The sequence below is a fragment of the Prevotella sp. AM23-5 genome (assembly GCF_003473645.1).
GTDB lineage: Bacteria > Bacteroidota > Bacteroidia > Bacteroidales > Bacteroidaceae > Prevotella > Prevotella copri_A.
On record NZ_QUCG01000068.1, the window covers coordinates 1,417 to 19,146 of the forward strand.

General features: G+C 45.1%; 21 protein-coding genes. 8 read left to right on the forward strand and 13 right to left on the reverse strand.

Annotated features, from left to right (window positions below; all coding sequences use genetic code 11):
• Positions 1 to 200 precede the first annotated feature (200 nt).
• The 6 genes from DW657_RS13840 to DW657_RS13865 form a co-directional block, all read right to left on the reverse strand.
• Positions 201 to 512, reverse strand: coding sequence for an AlpA family transcriptional regulator (locus DW657_RS13840; RefSeq protein ID WP_118313065.1), 312 nt, complete (start codon positions 510 to 512; stop codon positions 201 to 203).
• A gap of 3 nt (positions 513 to 515) precedes the next feature.
• Positions 516 to 956, reverse strand: coding sequence for a hypothetical protein (locus tag DW657_RS13845; RefSeq protein ID WP_118313066.1), 441 nt, complete (start codon positions 954 to 956; stop codon positions 516 to 518).
• 3 nt (positions 957 to 959) lie between these two features.
• Positions 960 to 1,382: an N-acetylmuramoyl-L-alanine amidase gene (locus DW657_RS13850; RefSeq protein WP_118313067.1), complete on the reverse strand. Its 423-nt coding sequence runs from the start codon at positions 1,380 to 1,382 to the stop codon at positions 960 to 962.
• The gene (locus tag DW657_RS13855) at positions 1,379 to 1,822 is read right to left on the reverse strand and encodes a phage holin family protein (RefSeq protein ID WP_118313085.1); all 444 of its coding nucleotides are present in this window, start codon (positions 1,820 to 1,822) and stop codon (positions 1,379 to 1,381) included. Before DW657_RS13855 ends, DW657_RS13850 begins: the two co-directional genes overlap by 4 nt.
• Positions 1,823 to 1,891: 69 nt before the next feature.
• Positions 1,892 to 2,233, reverse strand: coding sequence for a hypothetical protein (locus tag DW657_RS13860; RefSeq protein ID WP_118313068.1), 342 nt, complete (start codon positions 2,231 to 2,233; stop codon positions 1,892 to 1,894).
• Entirely contained in the window at positions 2,211 to 2,774 is a 564-nt protein-coding gene (locus tag DW657_RS13865) for a hypothetical protein (protein ID WP_118313069.1), read from the reverse strand. The genes DW657_RS13860 and DW657_RS13865 overlap by 23 nt, the downstream gene beginning before the upstream one ends.
• A gap of 201 nt (positions 2,775 to 2,975) precedes the next feature.
• Between DW657_RS13865 and DW657_RS13870 the strand changes: the two genes are divergently transcribed.
• Positions 2,976 to 3,401 (forward strand): hypothetical protein, encoded by a 426-nt coding sequence (locus DW657_RS13870; RefSeq protein WP_147381957.1) that lies wholly within the window; start codon positions 2,976 to 2,978, stop codon positions 3,399 to 3,401.
• Positions 3,367 to 3,852: a hypothetical protein gene (locus DW657_RS13875; protein ID WP_147381958.1), complete on the forward strand. Its 486-nt coding sequence runs from the start codon at positions 3,367 to 3,369 to the stop codon at positions 3,850 to 3,852. The genes DW657_RS13870 and DW657_RS13875 overlap by 35 nt, the downstream gene beginning before the upstream one ends.
• A gap of 81 nt (positions 3,853 to 3,933) precedes the next feature.
• On the opposite strand, the gene DW657_RS13880 is transcribed toward DW657_RS13875, so the two are convergent.
• From DW657_RS13880 to DW657_RS13910, 7 genes are read right to left on the reverse strand one after another with little or no spacing between them, the layout of a single operon-like run.
• Positions 3,934 to 6,591, reverse strand: a complete 2,658-nt coding sequence (locus DW657_RS13880; RefSeq protein WP_118313072.1) for a hypothetical protein — start codon at positions 6,589 to 6,591, stop codon at positions 3,934 to 3,936.
• 12 nt (positions 6,592 to 6,603) lie between these two features.
• Positions 6,604 to 8,736: a hypothetical protein gene (locus DW657_RS13885; RefSeq protein ID WP_118313073.1), complete on the reverse strand. Its 2,133-nt coding sequence runs from the start codon at positions 8,734 to 8,736 to the stop codon at positions 6,604 to 6,606.
• The gene (locus DW657_RS13890; protein ID WP_118313074.1) at positions 8,723 to 9,115 is read right to left on the reverse strand and encodes a hypothetical protein; all 393 of its coding nucleotides are present in this window, start codon (positions 9,113 to 9,115) and stop codon (positions 8,723 to 8,725) included. The genes DW657_RS13885 and DW657_RS13890 overlap by 14 nt, the downstream gene beginning before the upstream one ends.
• Before the next feature lie 18 nt (positions 9,116 to 9,133).
• A complete protein-coding gene (locus tag DW657_RS13895; protein WP_118313075.1) occupies positions 9,134 to 9,742 on the reverse strand; it encodes a hypothetical protein in 609 nt (202 codons plus the stop codon).
• Position 9,743: 1 nt separating this feature from the next.
• A complete protein-coding gene (locus DW657_RS13900) occupies positions 9,744 to 10,535 on the reverse strand; it encodes a hypothetical protein (RefSeq protein WP_118313076.1) in 792 nt (263 codons plus the stop codon).
• A gap of 13 nt (positions 10,536 to 10,548) precedes the next feature.
• Positions 10,549 to 11,043: a hypothetical protein gene (locus DW657_RS13905; protein WP_118313077.1), complete on the reverse strand. Its 495-nt coding sequence runs from the start codon at positions 11,041 to 11,043 to the stop codon at positions 10,549 to 10,551.
• 3 nt (positions 11,044 to 11,046) lie between these two features.
• A complete protein-coding gene (locus DW657_RS13910) occupies positions 11,047 to 13,071 on the reverse strand; it encodes a hypothetical protein (protein WP_147381959.1) in 2,025 nt (674 codons plus the stop codon).
• A 156-nt stretch (positions 13,072 to 13,227) separates the two neighbouring features.
• Here DW657_RS13910 and DW657_RS13915 point away from each other — a divergent pair, with 156 nt between their 5' ends.
• The 6 genes from DW657_RS13915 to DW657_RS13940 all read left to right on the forward strand — a co-directional run bounded on the left by DW657_RS13915 (position 13,228) and on the right by DW657_RS13940 (position 17,689).
• The gene (locus tag DW657_RS13915) at positions 13,228 to 14,025 is read left to right on the forward strand and encodes a hypothetical protein (RefSeq protein ID WP_118313079.1); all 798 of its coding nucleotides are present in this window, start codon (positions 13,228 to 13,230) and stop codon (positions 14,023 to 14,025) included.
• Between the two features lie 34 nt (positions 14,026 to 14,059).
• Positions 14,060 to 15,745 (forward strand): hypothetical protein, encoded by a 1,686-nt coding sequence (locus DW657_RS13920; protein WP_118313080.1) that lies wholly within the window; start codon positions 14,060 to 14,062, stop codon positions 15,743 to 15,745.
• A gap of 85 nt (positions 15,746 to 15,830) precedes the next feature.
• Positions 15,831 to 16,265: a hypothetical protein gene (locus DW657_RS13925; protein ID WP_118313081.1), complete on the forward strand. Its 435-nt coding sequence runs from the start codon at positions 15,831 to 15,833 to the stop codon at positions 16,263 to 16,265.
• A gap of 18 nt (positions 16,266 to 16,283) precedes the next feature.
• Positions 16,284 to 16,940 (forward strand): hypothetical protein, encoded by a 657-nt coding sequence (locus DW657_RS13930; RefSeq protein ID WP_118313082.1) that lies wholly within the window; start codon positions 16,284 to 16,286, stop codon positions 16,938 to 16,940.
• Between the two features lie 7 nt (positions 16,941 to 16,947).
• Complete coding sequence (locus DW657_RS13935; protein WP_118313083.1) at positions 16,948 to 17,226, forward strand: hypothetical protein; 279 nt, start codon at positions 16,948 to 16,950, stop codon at positions 17,224 to 17,226.
• Entirely contained in the window at positions 17,213 to 17,689 is a 477-nt protein-coding gene (locus DW657_RS13940) for a hypothetical protein (protein ID WP_118313084.1), read from the forward strand. Before DW657_RS13935 ends, DW657_RS13940 begins: the two co-directional genes overlap by 14 nt.
• Positions 17,690 to 17,730: the final 41 nt, after the last annotated feature.

The window sequence follows — 17,730 nt, forward strand, 5'->3', positions numbered from 1 at the left end:
GCTCTTCCTGATGCTTAAACTGCCAGATGTTGATGCCCTTATAAAGGAAAGTACTTCTGATGAGTACATCAACAAGAAAATCAAGGATATTCTTGGCGAGTAAAACAATCAATCCCCACCTAGCTTCACAGCCGGGTGGGGATTTTTCGACTAAATAAACAACGTCTAACCTATAAAAACAAAAAAAACTAAAATTATACCTAAATCAACTTATCTATGTACTTATCCAAATCTTTTTCATACCAAACAAGTTCGGTCCAGCCCTTGCGCTTCCGTCCCTTAGGGAGCCTTCCTTCTTTTACCAGCCGGTCAAAGGTAGCCCTGGAAACTTGGACGTATTCGCACGCTTCCGTTTTACTGATCGGCTCATCCTTGTTGGCAATCTGATGCAGGAAATTCAGCATCATCGTGTTCTGCTGCTTATTCGTCAAACATCTTCCCGACTGAATCCGCTCATGAAATTCCATCAAGAGCGAATCAATCATCTGAAGTTCTTCGCTAATCTTTCCCATAAGCTAGCACTTTTTATTGTGATACCAGAAGGCAAAGCCGATGGCACATACAGCCAACAGGAAAAGGAATCCGATATAGCATCTTCCCAGTGTCATTAATCTCTGCTCACTCTTGGTAAGCTGCCGCTCAACTGGTACTGGCACGGAAACAGAATCACGCTTGATAATGGTATCAAGCTTCACCTTATATATATTGCGGTATCGGTCCCGATAGGCAATCTTGCTTATCACTACGGTATCACCCTTCTGATACACATACACCGAATCCTTCACATACACACTATCCATTTTGGCGATAGTGTCACTTCTCACAATATACTCAGTATGATACTCGGGAACCTTCACATACTCCTTGGTCTTGCAGCCAGTGAATGCCAGCAGGATAACTCCAACCACCAAACCGATGCAAGCCCATTTCCGAAATCTTATTTCATACCACTTCATACGCTATAGATTTTTATATTCCTCTTTCGCATTAAAACAAGGGCACATCTTCTTCCACTTCGACTTGTCTGCCCCCCAAATATCACGATGCCCCATAATCGCCGCATTCGGATATTTCTTTTTCAGCTGTTTAAGCAGGGTAGCCAGTGCATCCTTCTGCTCCTTGGTTCTGTTATCTACAGCCTTTCCCTTCGAGTCAATACCGCCTACATAGGCAATATTGATGGCAGTAGAATTATATCCCTTCACGCCGTTACTTACCATTTCTACCGGCAGCATCTGATGTATGCCACCATCCTTGGTAATCACATAATGATAGCCGGGGTTTTTCCAGCCCTTGCGCTTGAACTCATCCCAAAGATCCTTCACGCCCCATTTCTGAGAAGAGGCAGTACAGTGAACGAAAATTCTCTCAATCAGTCTCATACCTTGCCCTCCTTCTCCTGCTCCTTTAAAACTTTAGCAAAAGCCTTAGCCAAATCATCTTTGTTGTCAAGGATGATGCTTATTGTCTTTTCCTGCTTACGAATTTCAGCCTTCTTCCAGCTCTTTTCTCTGATGCTTACGAACTCGCAGAACAAACAATATCCTGTCCAAATTATCGAGAAAGCAGGGATTGGTATAATCTCGCACGTAATCAAGTCGATACACATTGTTGCAATTAAAGGCAAAAAATACTTCTGTGCCTTATCGCAAGTTTTCTTATATCCCTTACTTGTTGTAGCTTCTCCGTTTTCCTTCGCTTTCCTGACTCCAAGGAACAGATCTACACCCATCGAAACGATAAGAGCACCCATACAGATGGCAAAAATCAACGCCGTCTTGTATAGGTGCTCTTGCAAAAATGTATGAATAATCTCTGTCATATATACCATTAATATTGATTAATGGCGCAAAGATAAGGGGTTTTCAGATAGCTTTTTCCGTGTTTCCGTCTAACTGTTCATGTACCACCAAATTTTATCGGTGGGGTGATTGGTTGACTCGTCGCAGAGGAAACTCACTGATAGTTCGGAGATTCTCTTCTTCAGGGTCTCTTTGCTTCTCGACCATTTACCAATCACATCAATGTTTTCTGCAAACATCTTATTCATGGTCACGGCAAAATCCCACATCGTGTAGTCGGGAATCATCCAAGCCTGCTTGTCGTACTCCTCCTTCACTTCCTTGTAATCGAAGAATGGGGCGTACTCCTTGGTCACATCATCCTTGAAATAATAGATGTTGGCGATGCAGGCTCTCCCCAGCTTCTCATCAAAGTGATGTCTTCTTTCCATCCAGTACAGAAGGTTTCTCTGTACCATTCTTTCTTCTTCTTCCGAAAAACCGCATTCTCCATTCTGAAACATCTGGAATGCGGCATTTGCTACGTGTGATAGCGATCTTGATAAATCCATAGGCATATAATATTAATGTAAAAATGATAAATACATGGTGCATCTCCAACTGCTCGGGAGTGATGAGCCAGTGCTGATAATACAATCTGATAGCGTTGATACCGAAAAAATAAAAGAACGGAATACGGAATATCCAGCAGTATCTGAAGAAGAAACTCACTGGTATCATGCAGATTGGCATATACACGTATGCCAGAAAGTAAATCCAGATGATACAATTTCCGTTATCAGCCGTATTAAGTACGGTAGGTCTTGGATAACGCCCATAGTCCCAAACTCCATACCAGTGCCCTAGCATCAGCGGTATGGGTGCCCATTTTGCCAGGAGTTCATAGAATCTCCAAATTTTGCGGCTCAGCAAACCTTGCAGAACCTGCTCTTGCTCTTCTTCTGAAAGAGCGTTGTTAATACTCTTTTTCATTTTTGTTTCAATTTTATGTTGATATCGTTGATCTAGTTGCTGTTTCTTAGAAAACGGTAGCTAAATGTTTTAGTCGGTGCAAAGATAAAAATATTCCTGTACAAAACTACAAAAAGTGAGCAAAATATTAAAATATATTATTTATTTGGACGTATTCTAGATAATTCGTACCTTTGTAGCACGATTTAACGAATAAAGCGTATGACGAAAACCAATTATAGTTTGACGGAAAAGCAACGGGAAGACCTGATGAAGACTTATCGTGAGGTAGCACCCACCTGCCACACCGCAAAGGAGGCGTGGGCGAAGATAGTATCTCATCCCGCACCGAGATATTACGTGAATCCCAAGCAGGCATTCGAGAAGCTCAGAAAGATGGTGGTAGGCGATTTCTCTGAGGTGGATGCCATGACGGAACCGAGAAGGAGAATGTACTATTCTCTGTTCGATAGATTGAATGCAGTATCTCAGAAGAAGGAGTTTATCGGGCAGTCGCTCCATTTCATCTGCCAGTTTTTGGTAGGAGAGCCAGCTCCCGAGTTCTTTCTGTCTCCTCGATCAGCCGAGGATATTTTCTATAATTGCAAGCGATATGGGAAAGGTTACAGGGATGGTAAGCATGAATAGTTTCAGATTGAAGGCGATTCTGTCGCTCATCTGCATCATTCTTTGCACTTGGCACATAGGCTTCTATCACGGATGCCCCTGGGAGAATCATCTACTGTACAGCTTCTTTCACGTCAATGGCTTTCATCTTGCCATCAATCTGCTGGTACTCTGGCAGATCAAGGGCAGGATTTCGCCTGTCAAGGCTTTTGCGGTAGCCGTAGCAGCCAGTTATCTGCCGATGTTCGTTACCGAGCCAACGATGGGTTTGTCTGGATTTCTCTTTTCTGTCTTCGGTATCATGTGGGGCAGGACAGGACGATGGAAAGATGCAATCAAAAAGGCTGGACCCTTCCTCCTCTTCACGATGCTGTTGGACAACGTGAACGGATGCCTCCACCTTTATTGCTTCGTCATAGGTTATTTGATGGAATGGTTCATAATCTACATAGAACGGAAACGTTCTGCATAAGTTTGTTAGTGTTTTAATGTCGAAGGCGACTGCTCATCACGAGTAGCCGCCTTCTTGATGTTATCAAACTTATGGAAGGAATTATCTTATCTTGTCTTCCCTTCTGCTCTGAGTCTCTATGATGGACCCGGCAAAGGAATCGCTTGCCTTGAAGTTCTTGAAAGAATACTCCAGCTTGAAGTATTTCCACGGCTTGCCGAAGAGACTCTTCAGCGCAACCCAGTCCTTGCCGTTGTTGGAGCCATAGACCGTTACGCTTACCGTGCCGGTATCAGAATCGAAAAGATGCTTCAAGCCCCTCAATGATTTCAGAATGGTAGAGCCGCCCAGTTTCAAAGGTCGGGTAGTCATTACGCAGTCATAGTCGTTGGCATCATCCTCTGTCAATGGAATGTTGGTAAGGGAATAAACGCTACTATCATCAAACTGCACAAGATTGTCGGGGTAGTTGTTGGCTACCGTTCTACAGAAAATCTTGCTGCTGGTATAGTTGTGGGAGATAGAGAAAATTTTATCCACCATATTATATACATAGTGATAGCTGGTCTTCTTGTTGAATATTCTCAGCAGCGAAGCCTTGTAGTCATAGGCTATCAGACAGTTCTCCAAGAAAGTCTTGAAAGGCAGGAAGTCGCTTGGAAATCCTCTGTTCTTTCCACCGCTCAACTGCCCCGATACACAAATAGCCTCGCCGCCCGATGTTGCCATCAATCCTTTTTCGGAAGTGAAGTAAACCACCTTGTCGGTAGGGGTGATGGAATCGGCATTGTTGCAAACCTCTCTGGATATAGGGTGTATGCTGGAGTAAAGTCCCTCTGCATTCACGCTCATGGCATAGATGCCTTCATCGGTAAAGACGAGCAGAGGATATTGACCGAACTGTCCCTGACTTACCGCCTCTGTATTAGCCACGATACCTAGAATCTTTCCTGTGCCCACTGTATTGTCGCCAGAAGCCTCAAACACAAACGGATTGTTCACTACGGAAGTGAATATCTGGGAATCAAGTGTTTCGTAAGCATTAGTATCAACCGTAGGCGCAGCTACATTCCCCGATATTTCATCATTGGAAGGAAGCGAAACAAAAGCGTACGCTCCATTCAGCATAGGATGCTGAGATAGTTTGACACGGATTCCTGCCAAATCAGAAGTAGTCCTTCTGATAATCATTTCCGTAGCGTGAGGGTCTGGGTAATAGAGCCAGCCCGGTATGGTTCCTTCAGGGATTGTATTATTGTCTGATTTTACCCAGGCGTCCATTGTATCACTTACGATATGGGTATAGAATGTAAAACCTTCGCCGCTCGATTTATCTACAGCAGTAAAAAGATTAAAACCACGGAACGGATAACGTTTAATACCCAGCATGTTTATCCTGTTATTGTACACGTATAAATTATCTGTTACTGTCTTGGTCCATCCATAATAGTCATCCTTTGGCAGCTGCTCTTGTGTTGTCAGGTTTTCTACGATATGATCTCTTATGACATACTTCGCATCATAGTTTTTCCCATCCATATATTCGCTGCCAATTTTCATTGAGAACAGTTTGTAAAACTGGCTTTTCTTCATTAATTCGTCTATGATTTCTTCATCTGTCTTATAGCTTTTGGGTTCAATGAAGTTACGTGGGAACACATGATAAAAATCATCAAAATCAGAATCGGTAATAGACTTGAAGTAATAACCAATTTTCTTATATACGCTGAATGTAATACCATCATATCTGATACTATCAACGCTGTCTGGCTCTCTGAAAATCCAATCATCATCAATATTAAACTGAGGAACTCCTGTTGTAGCGAAAACCACAAGCTCTTTTATAATATCATCCCATTCTCCTATGCTTTGATTATTTGCTTCAAAATGCAGTTTGCCATAGTAAGGAGCATATTGAATATAAACATAATTCGGTTTTCCTGTATAATTATCCCACACTAAAAAGTTTCCACTTCTTCGTGCGGTAGGATAGCAGATAATGGGATTTGAAATCTTAGCATAGGTTCCGTCATATAGCTTCCAGGCAAATCTTATAAAAAAAGGATAGATAAAATAGTTATTCTGCTTCACTATATTGATTGCCTGTGCAGCAGTTCCCTTGATTGATGTTTGTAAATTATCATACTTGTCGGTATCTGTAGGTGTTTTGAGCTTGTCGTAAAACCAATCAGACCCATCGTAATTGATGGTTCCGTCACCATTAATCGAAAAATTTACACGATCTGCCTTATCTACAAAAGAGATGATGTTATTCTTTACAGTCTTTGGAAGCGCTTTATTGCTTACAGAAAACATAGGTCTGAATTTCGGCTCAGGAATATCCGTTCCTAAATCCTTGTATTTTTTGCCAATGTGCCTGATGTATCTCAATCCATTATCTGTAGCCAGCACCAGTGTATTTCCCACCGCTTGCGCATCCTTCACTTCTCCGTCACCCTCAAATGTACCTATCGCCGTTTTGAGGTCACTCATCTTGTAGCATCTGATGGTATATTTGTTTGTTCCGGGGTCTCTGTCATAGGTAATGATATTCTCGAAGTCTGCCATTTTATGGACAAACAAAATCGTGCCGCTCACAGTGCCGAAAGGCTCCATCTTCTGAATCGGGACCATTTCACCATTCCTATATATGATGTTTTGCGAATAGGCAAGCTCGCTATCCTCACTCAGCAAGTCACTCGGTACGTTCGTCATACCCTTGCTGAAACTCAAAGTCTTTCTATCCAAGTTTCTCTCCATAACTCAATATCTTTAAATTTTCGCAGCAGAGTGAACGCCGTCGCCACCGCTGCTTGTTCTTTCCTTTTGTTTCCATTTAGGCTTCTCCATATCGTTGGCGCTTACCCACAAACCGATGGCGGTACTCATCAGTACATCATCATGGTTGCCGTTGCCCACGATATTGCCAAGACTTCCATCATCATGCCGCTCGTAGATTCTCAGCTCATGATACATTTCCTTATCAGGCTCGTCCCAGAGCATATCATCCACAAACTGCTCCAGATTATCAATAACCCAACCCTTGGTCAGCTTGTTGGTCTGGAATCCATACTTGGCAAGCACATCATCGCTCACGTCCTCTGGGCTTGTGGTACGCTGATACAGATTATCGTAGTAATCGGCTATCTCGTTCAAAATACTTCCGAAGTGGTCGCCTTCCGTATTATTGTTTTTCTCACGGTCTGCCGTGTTGCTCTCGATTACCAGCAGCGCATCATCGTAGTAATGCGCCAATGCCGCAGCCATCCACGCCAGCTTGTCGTGTCTTACGTGTCCTCGCCATCTTGCCACCACCTTCGGCTTGCCCTTGATGGTAGGCAACATCCCGAATCTATCTATTACTGTCATGACGGTATAGTCGGAAGTCGAGGATTTACCGCCAATATCCACGCTCACCAAGTATCTGTTCTCCACTTTCAGACAGTTAGGTACTGCCCAGATCTTCAAGTCGCCATCACCATCCTGTCTGATGCTGATCTTCGATTTTTCGATGGAAGACTCATTTTTGTTGCCGTCAATGATGATGTCGGCGGTATAGATTGGCTCACGCTTGTACTTCTTCTGTAAATCATCAATAGAGTAGGGGTTGAAGACCAGATTACCAGAGTTTCGGAAGGCATCTTCCTCATCCACTGGCGCCTCGGTAGCACAGAAGGAATGAGTGGTAAACTTGTTGCGGAAGTTTCTGTACCACTCGATAGCCTGAAAGCAGGCTCCCTTCTCCCACATACGCCAAAAGAACTTTCCTGTTTCTCGGTAGCCCTTCGGGTTGGTACTCTTATTCTTGTTTTCCAAAAGCCATTTTGCAAAGGCTCGTTCACTCTTCACTTCCTCCATATCGTGCTCGATGAAGAAGCAAGGGATGAATAGGAAGGAATAGGCATCGTTGTTCTTCGGGTCCATCGCCAACTGGCATTTCTCATAGAAGAAGCCAGAGTTACCTTTGCCGGTACTCTCGAACACCTCCAAGTTATCCTCCTGATTTCTGATACCACCCGAGATAGAAGAAATCACGCCCTCAGGATCATGCTCTGGGGTCTTCTTCCAATAGGCAACCTCAGAATAGTGGGCACAGTGGAAGTTGCTACCACGCACGGAATCGAAGTTCTCGAAGGATGCCACGGTCAGCGTACTTCTTCTTATTGCCCTCATTCCGTCTGTTACCTGGAAATCATCAGGCGAGTTCTCGTAAGGAGAGAATTGAAGCTTGGCTCCCGGTCTTCCGATGGTCCAGCCTGGCTGATTCTCCAATGCCTTTCTATACATCGCCTTGATTTTCTTTGCTGTATTCTTCTGCTGGGCTAGCACGATGGCGTTCCATCCGTCCTTGCGAAAATCCTGTAGCCATTTGATGTAAAGCTGGGTGAGGGTAGAACCGCCCCACTGTCGGGCTTTCAGAATCACTACTCGGATAGCCCTGTGGCTTGTTCGCAAATCCTCAAAAATCTTCAAGAGCTTGCGCTGTGGATAGTTCAGCTTGAAAGGTATCATATCACCAGTTACCTTATCCTCAATCTTATCGGTAGCAAACAAGGCAAACTCGGGGTCTTCCCTGAATCTCACCTTCATAATCTCGAAGGTCAGCACCATCTTCAACTGCTTGGTGTAGTAACTCTTCTCGTTATACTCCTTGCCCCATACTTGGATGATGTACTTCTTCATGCTGCCCAACCGTTTCAGACCTATATATAATAAGGTACGCATACATTCTTTGGGAACCCACATCTTCGGAATTAAGAAGTCGGGCAGTTCGAGCAGTTCCCTGTGCTCGAAATCATAGCAGCCTTCACCCGTCCAAGGGTTGTAGGTTCCGTAAATCTCATCGTATCGCCGCTTGTTTTCGGCTACGAGTTCGTCAATATCTACTTCTCTAACTAATGCCATCGCCCAATTCCTTTATTTCCTCAAAATCTGCATCCTGTATCTGTGGCACCTGAGTCACGTCCAATCCATTGTTGTCTGTCTTGGTTCTTCCCAGTGCCGCCAACTGCTTGAAGTCTTCATCCAATCCATGGGTCACGCTCACCTCGCTCTGCTTTGGTATCATGTGCTTGGTCAGGTTGGCATAGATGGTAACGTATGTTTTCGGGTCGTATTCTGCCAACTGGTTCATGCACTCCTCAAACTTATCCTGATGTCGGGCTAGGAAGTCTCGGATAAATTCTTTCTGTGCGCTCTTGCTCACTGGCAGAATCTTCTTTGCCTTCTCACGCTTCTCCTGCATGATTTCCCTTACCGACTTAATATCATCAAACTCTCCCATAAGCTTCTCCTTCCTTTTTTATCCAAATGGTTTCAGTGTATGAACCAGCATTCCTGCTTTGCTTGCACTCGCCGCATCCAGTATTTCCAGTTCTTCATCGTTCATTTCTTCCTGCTTCGAGATGGTAAGCGGGTCTTTACTGGTAAGCGTAAGCAGGAAATATTCATAGAGAGCACCAGCCACGATGTAGCTGTGGATATGCTTCACCAGTTCGTCATACCGTGTGTCGTCCCAGTAGTCTGGCATGTTCAGCCAGATTTCCTTCTCATCCCATTCCTTCAGGGCATTGTCTCTTACCACTCCCTGCGGCTTCATCACGTAGGCAGAGAGGATTCCTTCTGCCTTTTTCAGGTACTTGTCAAACCAGCGGTAGAAGAGCGGTCTTTCCTTATCGTTCTCGCTGGTAGGGATGGTGTCTTCCTGATTCGTCTGATTGCCTCGTCTTGCCCTGCCCACCATGTTTGTAGCTGCATCAATGTCATACCAGAGTTGGTTGGCATAGATGAAGATGTGCTTGCTGTAGTACTTGTGTGCCGGACGAGGAGGCTTCGGAAGGAAAGGATTCGGCTCGGGCTTCCATCCTCTCTCACGGATAAAATGTGTTGGGTGTAATGCGTTGAACTCCATTCTATACCTCCTTTGCTACGGTTACTTCCACCTCTGTCTTCAGGTTGTCGCTGTGTCGGGAGAAGAGGGTAACGGTTGTCACACCGGTATTCCTTGGCTTCAGGGCGAAGGTATAAGGGTCTGGGCTGCGCTGAATCTCAACGATGCTAGGGTCGCTGCTTCTCGCCTCAATATCATCAATGGCGCCATCATCAATGGAGTAGGAGATATTCACGTCCTCTTCATCCACACCGAGTGTGATTGCACCGCCCGAACTGCTGCCATCCACCTTGGCGGTCAGTGTTTTGGTGTAAGGAATGGAGGGAACCACTGGACCGCTCAATACAAAGCATCGGCGGATATTCTGCTCATCAAAGCTGAGAGAAGACAGATAAGGCTCTGCCTGTTTCAGGTTGGTTGTCTTCAACCACCACTGGTAAATCATGTAGTCTTCCACATACTTGGCTACCAGTCTTGCCAATGTATCGGAAAGCGTACCGTTGCATCGTCTGGAAACATTGACAACAAACTCCACTACATCATCGGTCTTGCTTCCGTAGTAGATGATATTGTCACCCATGGTCTGGGCATTCGGTGCAAGATAATCTGCCAGGATAACCTTTGTTATCTCCAGGGCAGACTGGAAATCGTGGGTCAGCGTTCTTTCGTGTACTTCCTCATCGCCAGCCGCCTCGTTGAAACTCATCTTGATGGCTTTATCGTCTATGGCTCCATCAATCTTTGCCTTTAGATAGGTGGCTCTCTTCACCTCGTCAATCACCACCGACTTGATAATCTGAAATTTTAAAATCATAGCTTTAATCTTTTTAGTTCAAAATTACTTCTCCTGTCATATCCTCCATGGTCTTGCTGCCCGATGCCGGCGCATCCTTCTGGAAGATCAGCTTCAATGCAGAGTTCACATGATTCGTCATATCGTCTACATACTTCCTTGCAGAATCGGCATAGGTCATGGAGAGTACCGAATAGGCTACGTAATCTACCACATAGCTCTTGAAGAGGCTACAGAATGCGTTTGCCTTGCCCTCGCTCACTCTGTTTCGCTGATAGGTGAATACCACATCATCGGTGTTATCTGTGTAGCCAGCTATCAGTGGAGAAAAGTTGCCCACGAATGTTTCTGCCGCATCCTTCACATACTGCTTCAAGATGTCTTCCTCGGTCGATGATAGGGTAACGCCAGTAAAGAGGATGTTCCCCTGCTTGTCGGAAAGTCTTTTTCCGATGATGGAGAAATGCTTCTTTACCTTGCTCTTGATGTCGGCATACCCTATCGTTATTGTCTGTTCTGTTACTGCCATAACTTATGCTGTTTGATAATACTGATTGTTCATGCTCATAGCCTGAGCCACTGCGTTCTGGTCTGCACCCTGTACGATGCCGTTTTCTACCAGTCCGCCGCCCTGCTGCTGAGCCATAGCCTGTTGCTGCTGGTACATCTGTTCTAACTGTGCCTGCTGTTCCTGCACGCTGGCAAGAAGCTTGTCTGCAAATGGTTTGTTCACGTTCTGCAAGTACTGAATCAGATTGATTGCACCCATTTGCAGCAACTCCTTCAAGTCATCATTCTGTAAGGTGTTGTAGGCAGCAGATGCCGCTGCATTCTTGATGCTTATCTTGAAGTGAATGTCTCTTGCTGATAGCCTGTCGTAGCTGTAGGTGTTCAGACCGTCCTTGTTGAAAATCTTTCTTCCGTCCTCGTAGAACTGCTGGATAACTGAGCACTTTTTCATTGCCAGCTTCTCCGTAAAAATCTCCATATCGGATAGGATGGTGTAGAGCGAAGTGGTTGCGTTCTGGCTCTCTTGGGCATATCTTGCAGCCGATGTTCCTGCCGAAGGGGTCTTGCCCTGCAAGGCTCCGCTCACGTTGGTTACCTCTCTGATAAGGTTCAGCTCTATCTGCAAGAGTTCGTTGGTTCCGATATTTACCGCATTCGAAGTAATAATCTCTGGCTTCACGTTTGGCATTGTTCTCTTTGGTGTATAGAATATCCATCCATCGTATTCTATTGCCTCTTCCATGAACTGCTCTGGTGTCCTTCCGCCCAGTACGGTTGTAGGAATCATCTTGAATCCCTTGAAGCTACTTCTGATACTCATATCGTTCATCACAATCAGGCGGTTGATGTAGCGCTGCTGATCTATCACGTTGGTCATGAACGGATGAATCTCTCCGTTGATGAAAGGATAAAGCTTCATGGTGTATGGGTGACTCTTGAAATCGTAAGGAGATTCACCACGGCAAAGAACCGTACCGTCAGGAGCCATGAAGGTGTAGTACCAGTATTTATCTGAAAGATCTTCCGATGTAATATAGGCACGGTCTTCTTCCGGCACACCATATTCGTCATACTGCTTCTTTCGCTTCTCGTTCTCCTGAATCAGCTTGTTTATCATTGCCGTGTCTTCCAAATCCACACGGAACCAAGCATTGTTCATGTTCTTGGCAATAGGGTCGAAACATTGCAGTCTTGGTTTGGTTTCCGTAGTCCATACCTCAATCACTCTTACGTAGTGTCTTCCCTTGTTGGTATAATCGAAGCTGAGATTTTCCAAAGCCTTCTCTTCGTTAAACTCGTAGCCATAACTGCTATCATCTACATCATGAATGTCGAAGATACAGTTCAAGTCATTAACCGTCAATCCGTATTCCCTGCGGGCAAACTTCTGATACAAGTCTTCCTTGCTTACGTCATGCAGACAGCCTATCAGACAAACGTCATTGTGTCTTGGGTCACTTCCACATTCGAAGAACATGTGGTCAGGTTCCATTGCGTCCGTCCACGCATCAGGCATTTCCAGTTCTCGGTCTTCCCAGCTCTCCCTCACAAACATCTGACCGCCCTGCAGGTAGTCCTTGATGAGGTGATTCAGCAAATCCTGCATACCGGTGGTCTGCCAGTTGCACTGCATCGTAGCACTCATCATGTCGCTCAGTTGTCGGGAGTCATTATCTCTTGCGAAGCATACTGGTTCCGTACCCTGCTTGGCATAGAGTCCTGCGATGGATTCCAAGATGCTGATCATGATGTTGTTGCTCATAGGGGTCTGGTTGCGCCGCTCCATATAGGTGCGCTCCGTCATTTCCTCCCAGTAGCCATGATGATACACCCTGATGGTGTCGCTCCACTGGTCTCCGTTGCAGTACCTCATCGTTCTTGCTCGGGTCTCCCTCACGCCACTCAGATTGTTCCAGGCATTCTTGCATCGGGTCAGCAGCTCCCAGTCCTTTCCGTGCTCCTGCCGCTTCTTTCGAGCCTTCACGGAATCGTATCTGTTGCGCTGAGGCATCACCTTGCTAAGTGTTAATAATTTCGCCTTAACCATATTTGTTTACACATTATTAATTTATAGGCGCAAAAATAGTCTTAAATCCCTTTTTCTTTGCCGTGTTTCCGTGTGTTTGCCTATTGTCACGGAAACACGGAAATATAATTGCATTTTCTTTGCATCTTTGCGGCAACGTTTCAAACAGTTTAAGATATGACAAAGGAAGAATTAGAACAGATGAATGCAGGTGGAGAATCAGAACAGCAGATTCCTTCACCCGAACAGGCTGCGGAAGAGACTCCCCCGGTAGAGGAGCGCCCTAACCGTAAGGCTTTCTCCGACCGATTCAAGAAGCGCCATGCCGACATTGATTTCGAGGACAAGGAAGCTCGTTATGCGGCTATGAACGATGATGCTGATACACTCGGACGATACGAGGAGAGCGGAAAGGCGTTGTCTAAGGTGTTCGATAAGCACAAGTGGCTTGCTGCCTTGGCGATGGATATGGAGAAGAATCCGGAAGATAACCCATTCGATGCGATGGCTCGCTTGGGTATCGACATCAAGGCTCTGCTCGAAGACCCAGAGGGCGGCAAGAAGCTCGCCGAGATTCTTGCAAAACACAATGAGGAAGTTGCTGAGCAGAACGAAGCTACCGAAAGGGTTACGGAAAACATGCGCAAGTCTATCGAGCGCTTGGTTAAGCTCTACCCAGATGATGCACACGATATGTGGAAGCAGATTTACGAGATTCACGACAAGGTGGAGAGCGGTGACATTCCCGATGATGTTTGGAAGATGCTCCACAATGCCAACAACTACGATTCTGATATTTCCTCAGCCCGAGACGAGGCGGCTATGCAGGCAAGAAACGAGAAGATTCAGAATAAGGTCCGCTCTTCCGCAAACGAGGGTATTCCTCCTTCACTTTCTAGTTCGGGTGCTGGAAACGAGCCAGCTAAGAAGAAAACTAAGAAGAGAGCATCCAGCTTCTTTGATGATATTGGTTAACACAAGATTATTAATCCATAAATATAAGTATAAAATGAAGAAAGTAATTAATTATTTTTCTAATCGTCAGTTCATCTTTAAGATGATTCTGATGCTTCTTGCTGTTGTTACAGGTGGTGGTGTAATGGCTGTTGGTGATGATGTTGAACCTGACTTGAACGAGCCGGGTTCTAAGCCTGCAACAACCGAAGAGACTGCTGCCAATGAGCAGGTAGATAAGGATAAGAACGACATGCTTGCCCCTGGCGGTAAAACTGCTGGTCAGTCTTTGACTGGTACGCAGGCTTCTGCTACGCAGATGGACCGAGGTGGTCTTGAAGAGGAAGACTGGGACACGGGTGAAACCAAGTTCCGCCCATATCATACACCTCTCCTTTCTATCGTCAAGAAGTTTACCACAACTGTTCCTTGTACTGGTTACAAGAAGAAGCACGCACGCTATGGTGGCGAGACCTTGGACGGTGAGGTTACACAGCCTATTGCTACTGGTGCTTCCATCAAGCTTACCAAAACCAACTTCTCAGGCTCTTTGAAGCCATTCTACGAGGGTTCTACTGCTATCGTTCCTACCGTAGCTGGTTACAAGCGTGGCTCTACTACAGTTCGTGAAGGTCGTTTGGTTCTCTTTGTTACCAGCGCCAATAAGTCAGGTACTGAGGTTACCTTGCAGGCTGTCAATGGTAAGGCTAATGAGGAGGGTGCCGATTGCGAGTTCTTGGAAAACATGACTTGCCCGGACATTCCTGTTGGTACAGTTATTTTGGCAGCTTCTACAGCGCTCTCAGAGTCTCAGATGAAGGTTCCTGCTGAGAACTACCAGCCACGTTCTGCTGATGTTTATCTACAGAAGCGAGCATTCTCTATCGTCTTCACCGAGGACTTCGAGACCATGAAGAAGAAGATTCCTCATACCGTGAAGGATATGAAGGAAGATGCACTCAACAAGTACAAGATGCGTGCTGAGCGTTCTTATTGGATGGGTACCAAGGCTCGCATTCACTCTACCACCAATGACGGTGCTGATGAGTACACCTACTTCGCAGATGGCATCTTGAATCAGTTGACTAACCAGTATGGTATCGGTGAGGTTTACAAGTACGAGGATTTGACTGCTATCAGTATGTTGATGTTCACAGACTTCTCTGAGTCTGATCACATCTATATGTTCTGTGGCAAGAACGCAATCAAGCGCCTGATGAACATTGAGATTCCAAAGGGTCGCACAGAGGTTCTTTCTACCCACAAGGAAATCGACATTACCTTCTCTCGCTACGTTGATAACTACGGTACTATTGATTTCGTTTGGGATCAGACTCTTGACATGATGCACATGGAAGACTGCATGGTTGGTATGGACTTGAAGGGCGCTCGTCACTACGTGAAGGAGAAGGGCAAGGATAAGACCAACGACATGAGCAAGGATGGCTACGATCCACGTGAGGCTAAGCGATACATGCACATTGAGGCAGATTGTATTGCTCTTCGTGGCTACAACTCTATCCTGGTCGGTCCAGAGGCATTCATCACCAACCTTGGTGTTACTGGCATCGTGAACAGCATCATATCTCTGAAGACTCTCCCTGATACTGCTTCTAAGGGCATGAAGGTGGCTTTGACAGAGGATTACACCAAGGATGAGACAACCTACGAGAAGGGCAAGGTTTACGAGTACGATGGTACTAAGTGGAACTTGTATGCCGGCATGGACGTTGCTGCATAAGGCATCTTTTTCATCTTTAACATATAAATCACGCAGAGGGGCAGGAGTTAATAGCCCTGTCCCTTTGTTATTAAAATAGAAAATAATGATTAAGACATATAGATATAACGAGCTGTGTAATAATGTAAGCCTTACGATTTCCGGTGCTGGCGGTAATTCTATGCGCTACAACTTTACTCATGGCAACACTTATATGCGCAAATGCCCAGAGCTTACTCTTCGCAACAAATATGCGCAAGACCTTTTGGATAACCATGAATTGGTAAGGAGCGGAAAGGTTATTTGTATTCGTACAACTCTTGAAGAGTCGGATATTGTGCAGGAAGAGGCGCTTGTAAATGAGCCTGCAAAGAAGCCTTCGAAGAAAGCCAAGAAGGAAGAGGTAACCGGCATTCGCACAGCCGAAGAGGTTATCAATTACGTAAATAGCCGTTTTGACAAGGATTGCAGAACCCTTGATACTGCCATGAAGCATGCAGACAAGGCTGGTCTTGTTTTCCCTGATTACGGCAAGGAGTAACATATATAATAAGGTGAAATGAAGGTAGAAGACATCATAAAGGCAGTTCGTTGGTGCATAGACGAGGAATCCAACAACTTCTCATCAATCACAGATGAGAAGGACGATTTGTATATGGACAACATCATCAAGGCAAAAATTAACGATGCCCTGCATTGGATTGCCGTTACCGCATCATCCTCCGCTGCATTGGTAGATTCCAAGAAGATAGGTACTTCTTCCGCCACCCTCCAAGTGCAGGACTACGATTCTCAGAGAAACATCGGTGTAGTTACGATGGATGCCAATACCGAGGTAATCAATATCTCTCGCATTCGTGGCAATGGCTGGTACAAAGCGGTAGTGCCTATAGAAGATACCCAAGATGAGGCTGTCATGATGTTTGATGATACGGCAAAGGGAACCATCGACCGACCACAGGCGGCTATCATGCGTGAGAATCCTCTGAAAATCCTCTTGCAGCCCAAGCCTGCGGAAGCGGTCATTTCCTTTGTGGGTGTTCCGAAGAACGTAAGCACGTCCGATTCTACAGATGTGGCTATCCCAGACCGCTTGAAGAATGCCTTCATCTACTATCTCGCCTTCTTATTGCTTTCAGCCTACGATGATACCAAGGCTACGCAAATGTACACGATAGCCTTGCAGCAGCTAGGCGTTAGTCAAACATCAAAATAATGAAATCATGGAGTATGTATCTACGAATTATAGCGAAGAAGAACTTGCATGGGTTTCCCCCGAGATAACCTTGCAGCGTGACATCTACCTGATGATTACGCTAAAGCGCCCAGGAAAACTGGTAATCAGGCAGGATAGGGGTGATGGAAAGAAGCCGAGAGTTCCCATTCGTGCCCACAAGAACACCTGCGAGTTCAAGCTTCGCCTTCGGGTAATTCCTGAAACCATAAAGATTCAGATATTCACTTCATCAGAACCAAAAGAAATCAAATATGCCTACATTTAGAGAAGATCCGAAAATGGGCGGCTTGGTGCCATTAATGAAGACTGACGACATTAATGACCAAGCCGTCACCACAGATAAGATACGTGACGATTGCGTGAGTGGAAGAAAAATTCAAAAGGGGACTATAGAATTGTATCATCTGAGTGCTATGCTTGCTAGTATTCTGAAAGCTGCCATAGGGTTGCCTGAGGATTTGATTAATCAAATGAGTTTTCTCTACAAGAAAATCAATGAAATACAGCCCATATCTGAAGATGATATTGACAAGATTACAGAAGGAAGTTATGTTCCTGAGGAAGAAGAATCACCACCTCCTCCAGCTTCTCTTAATGAAAAAGTTGAAGTACTTGAGAAGAAGGTAAAGATCAATGAAAACGACAACTCTTACACCCGTCTGAAATTGGATTCCTTCATTGATTCTGATCTCACGACAGAGCAGGTTAACGAATTATTAAACAAATAACGGTATTATTTTTTATGGCAGAATATAATTATTTAGGAAAA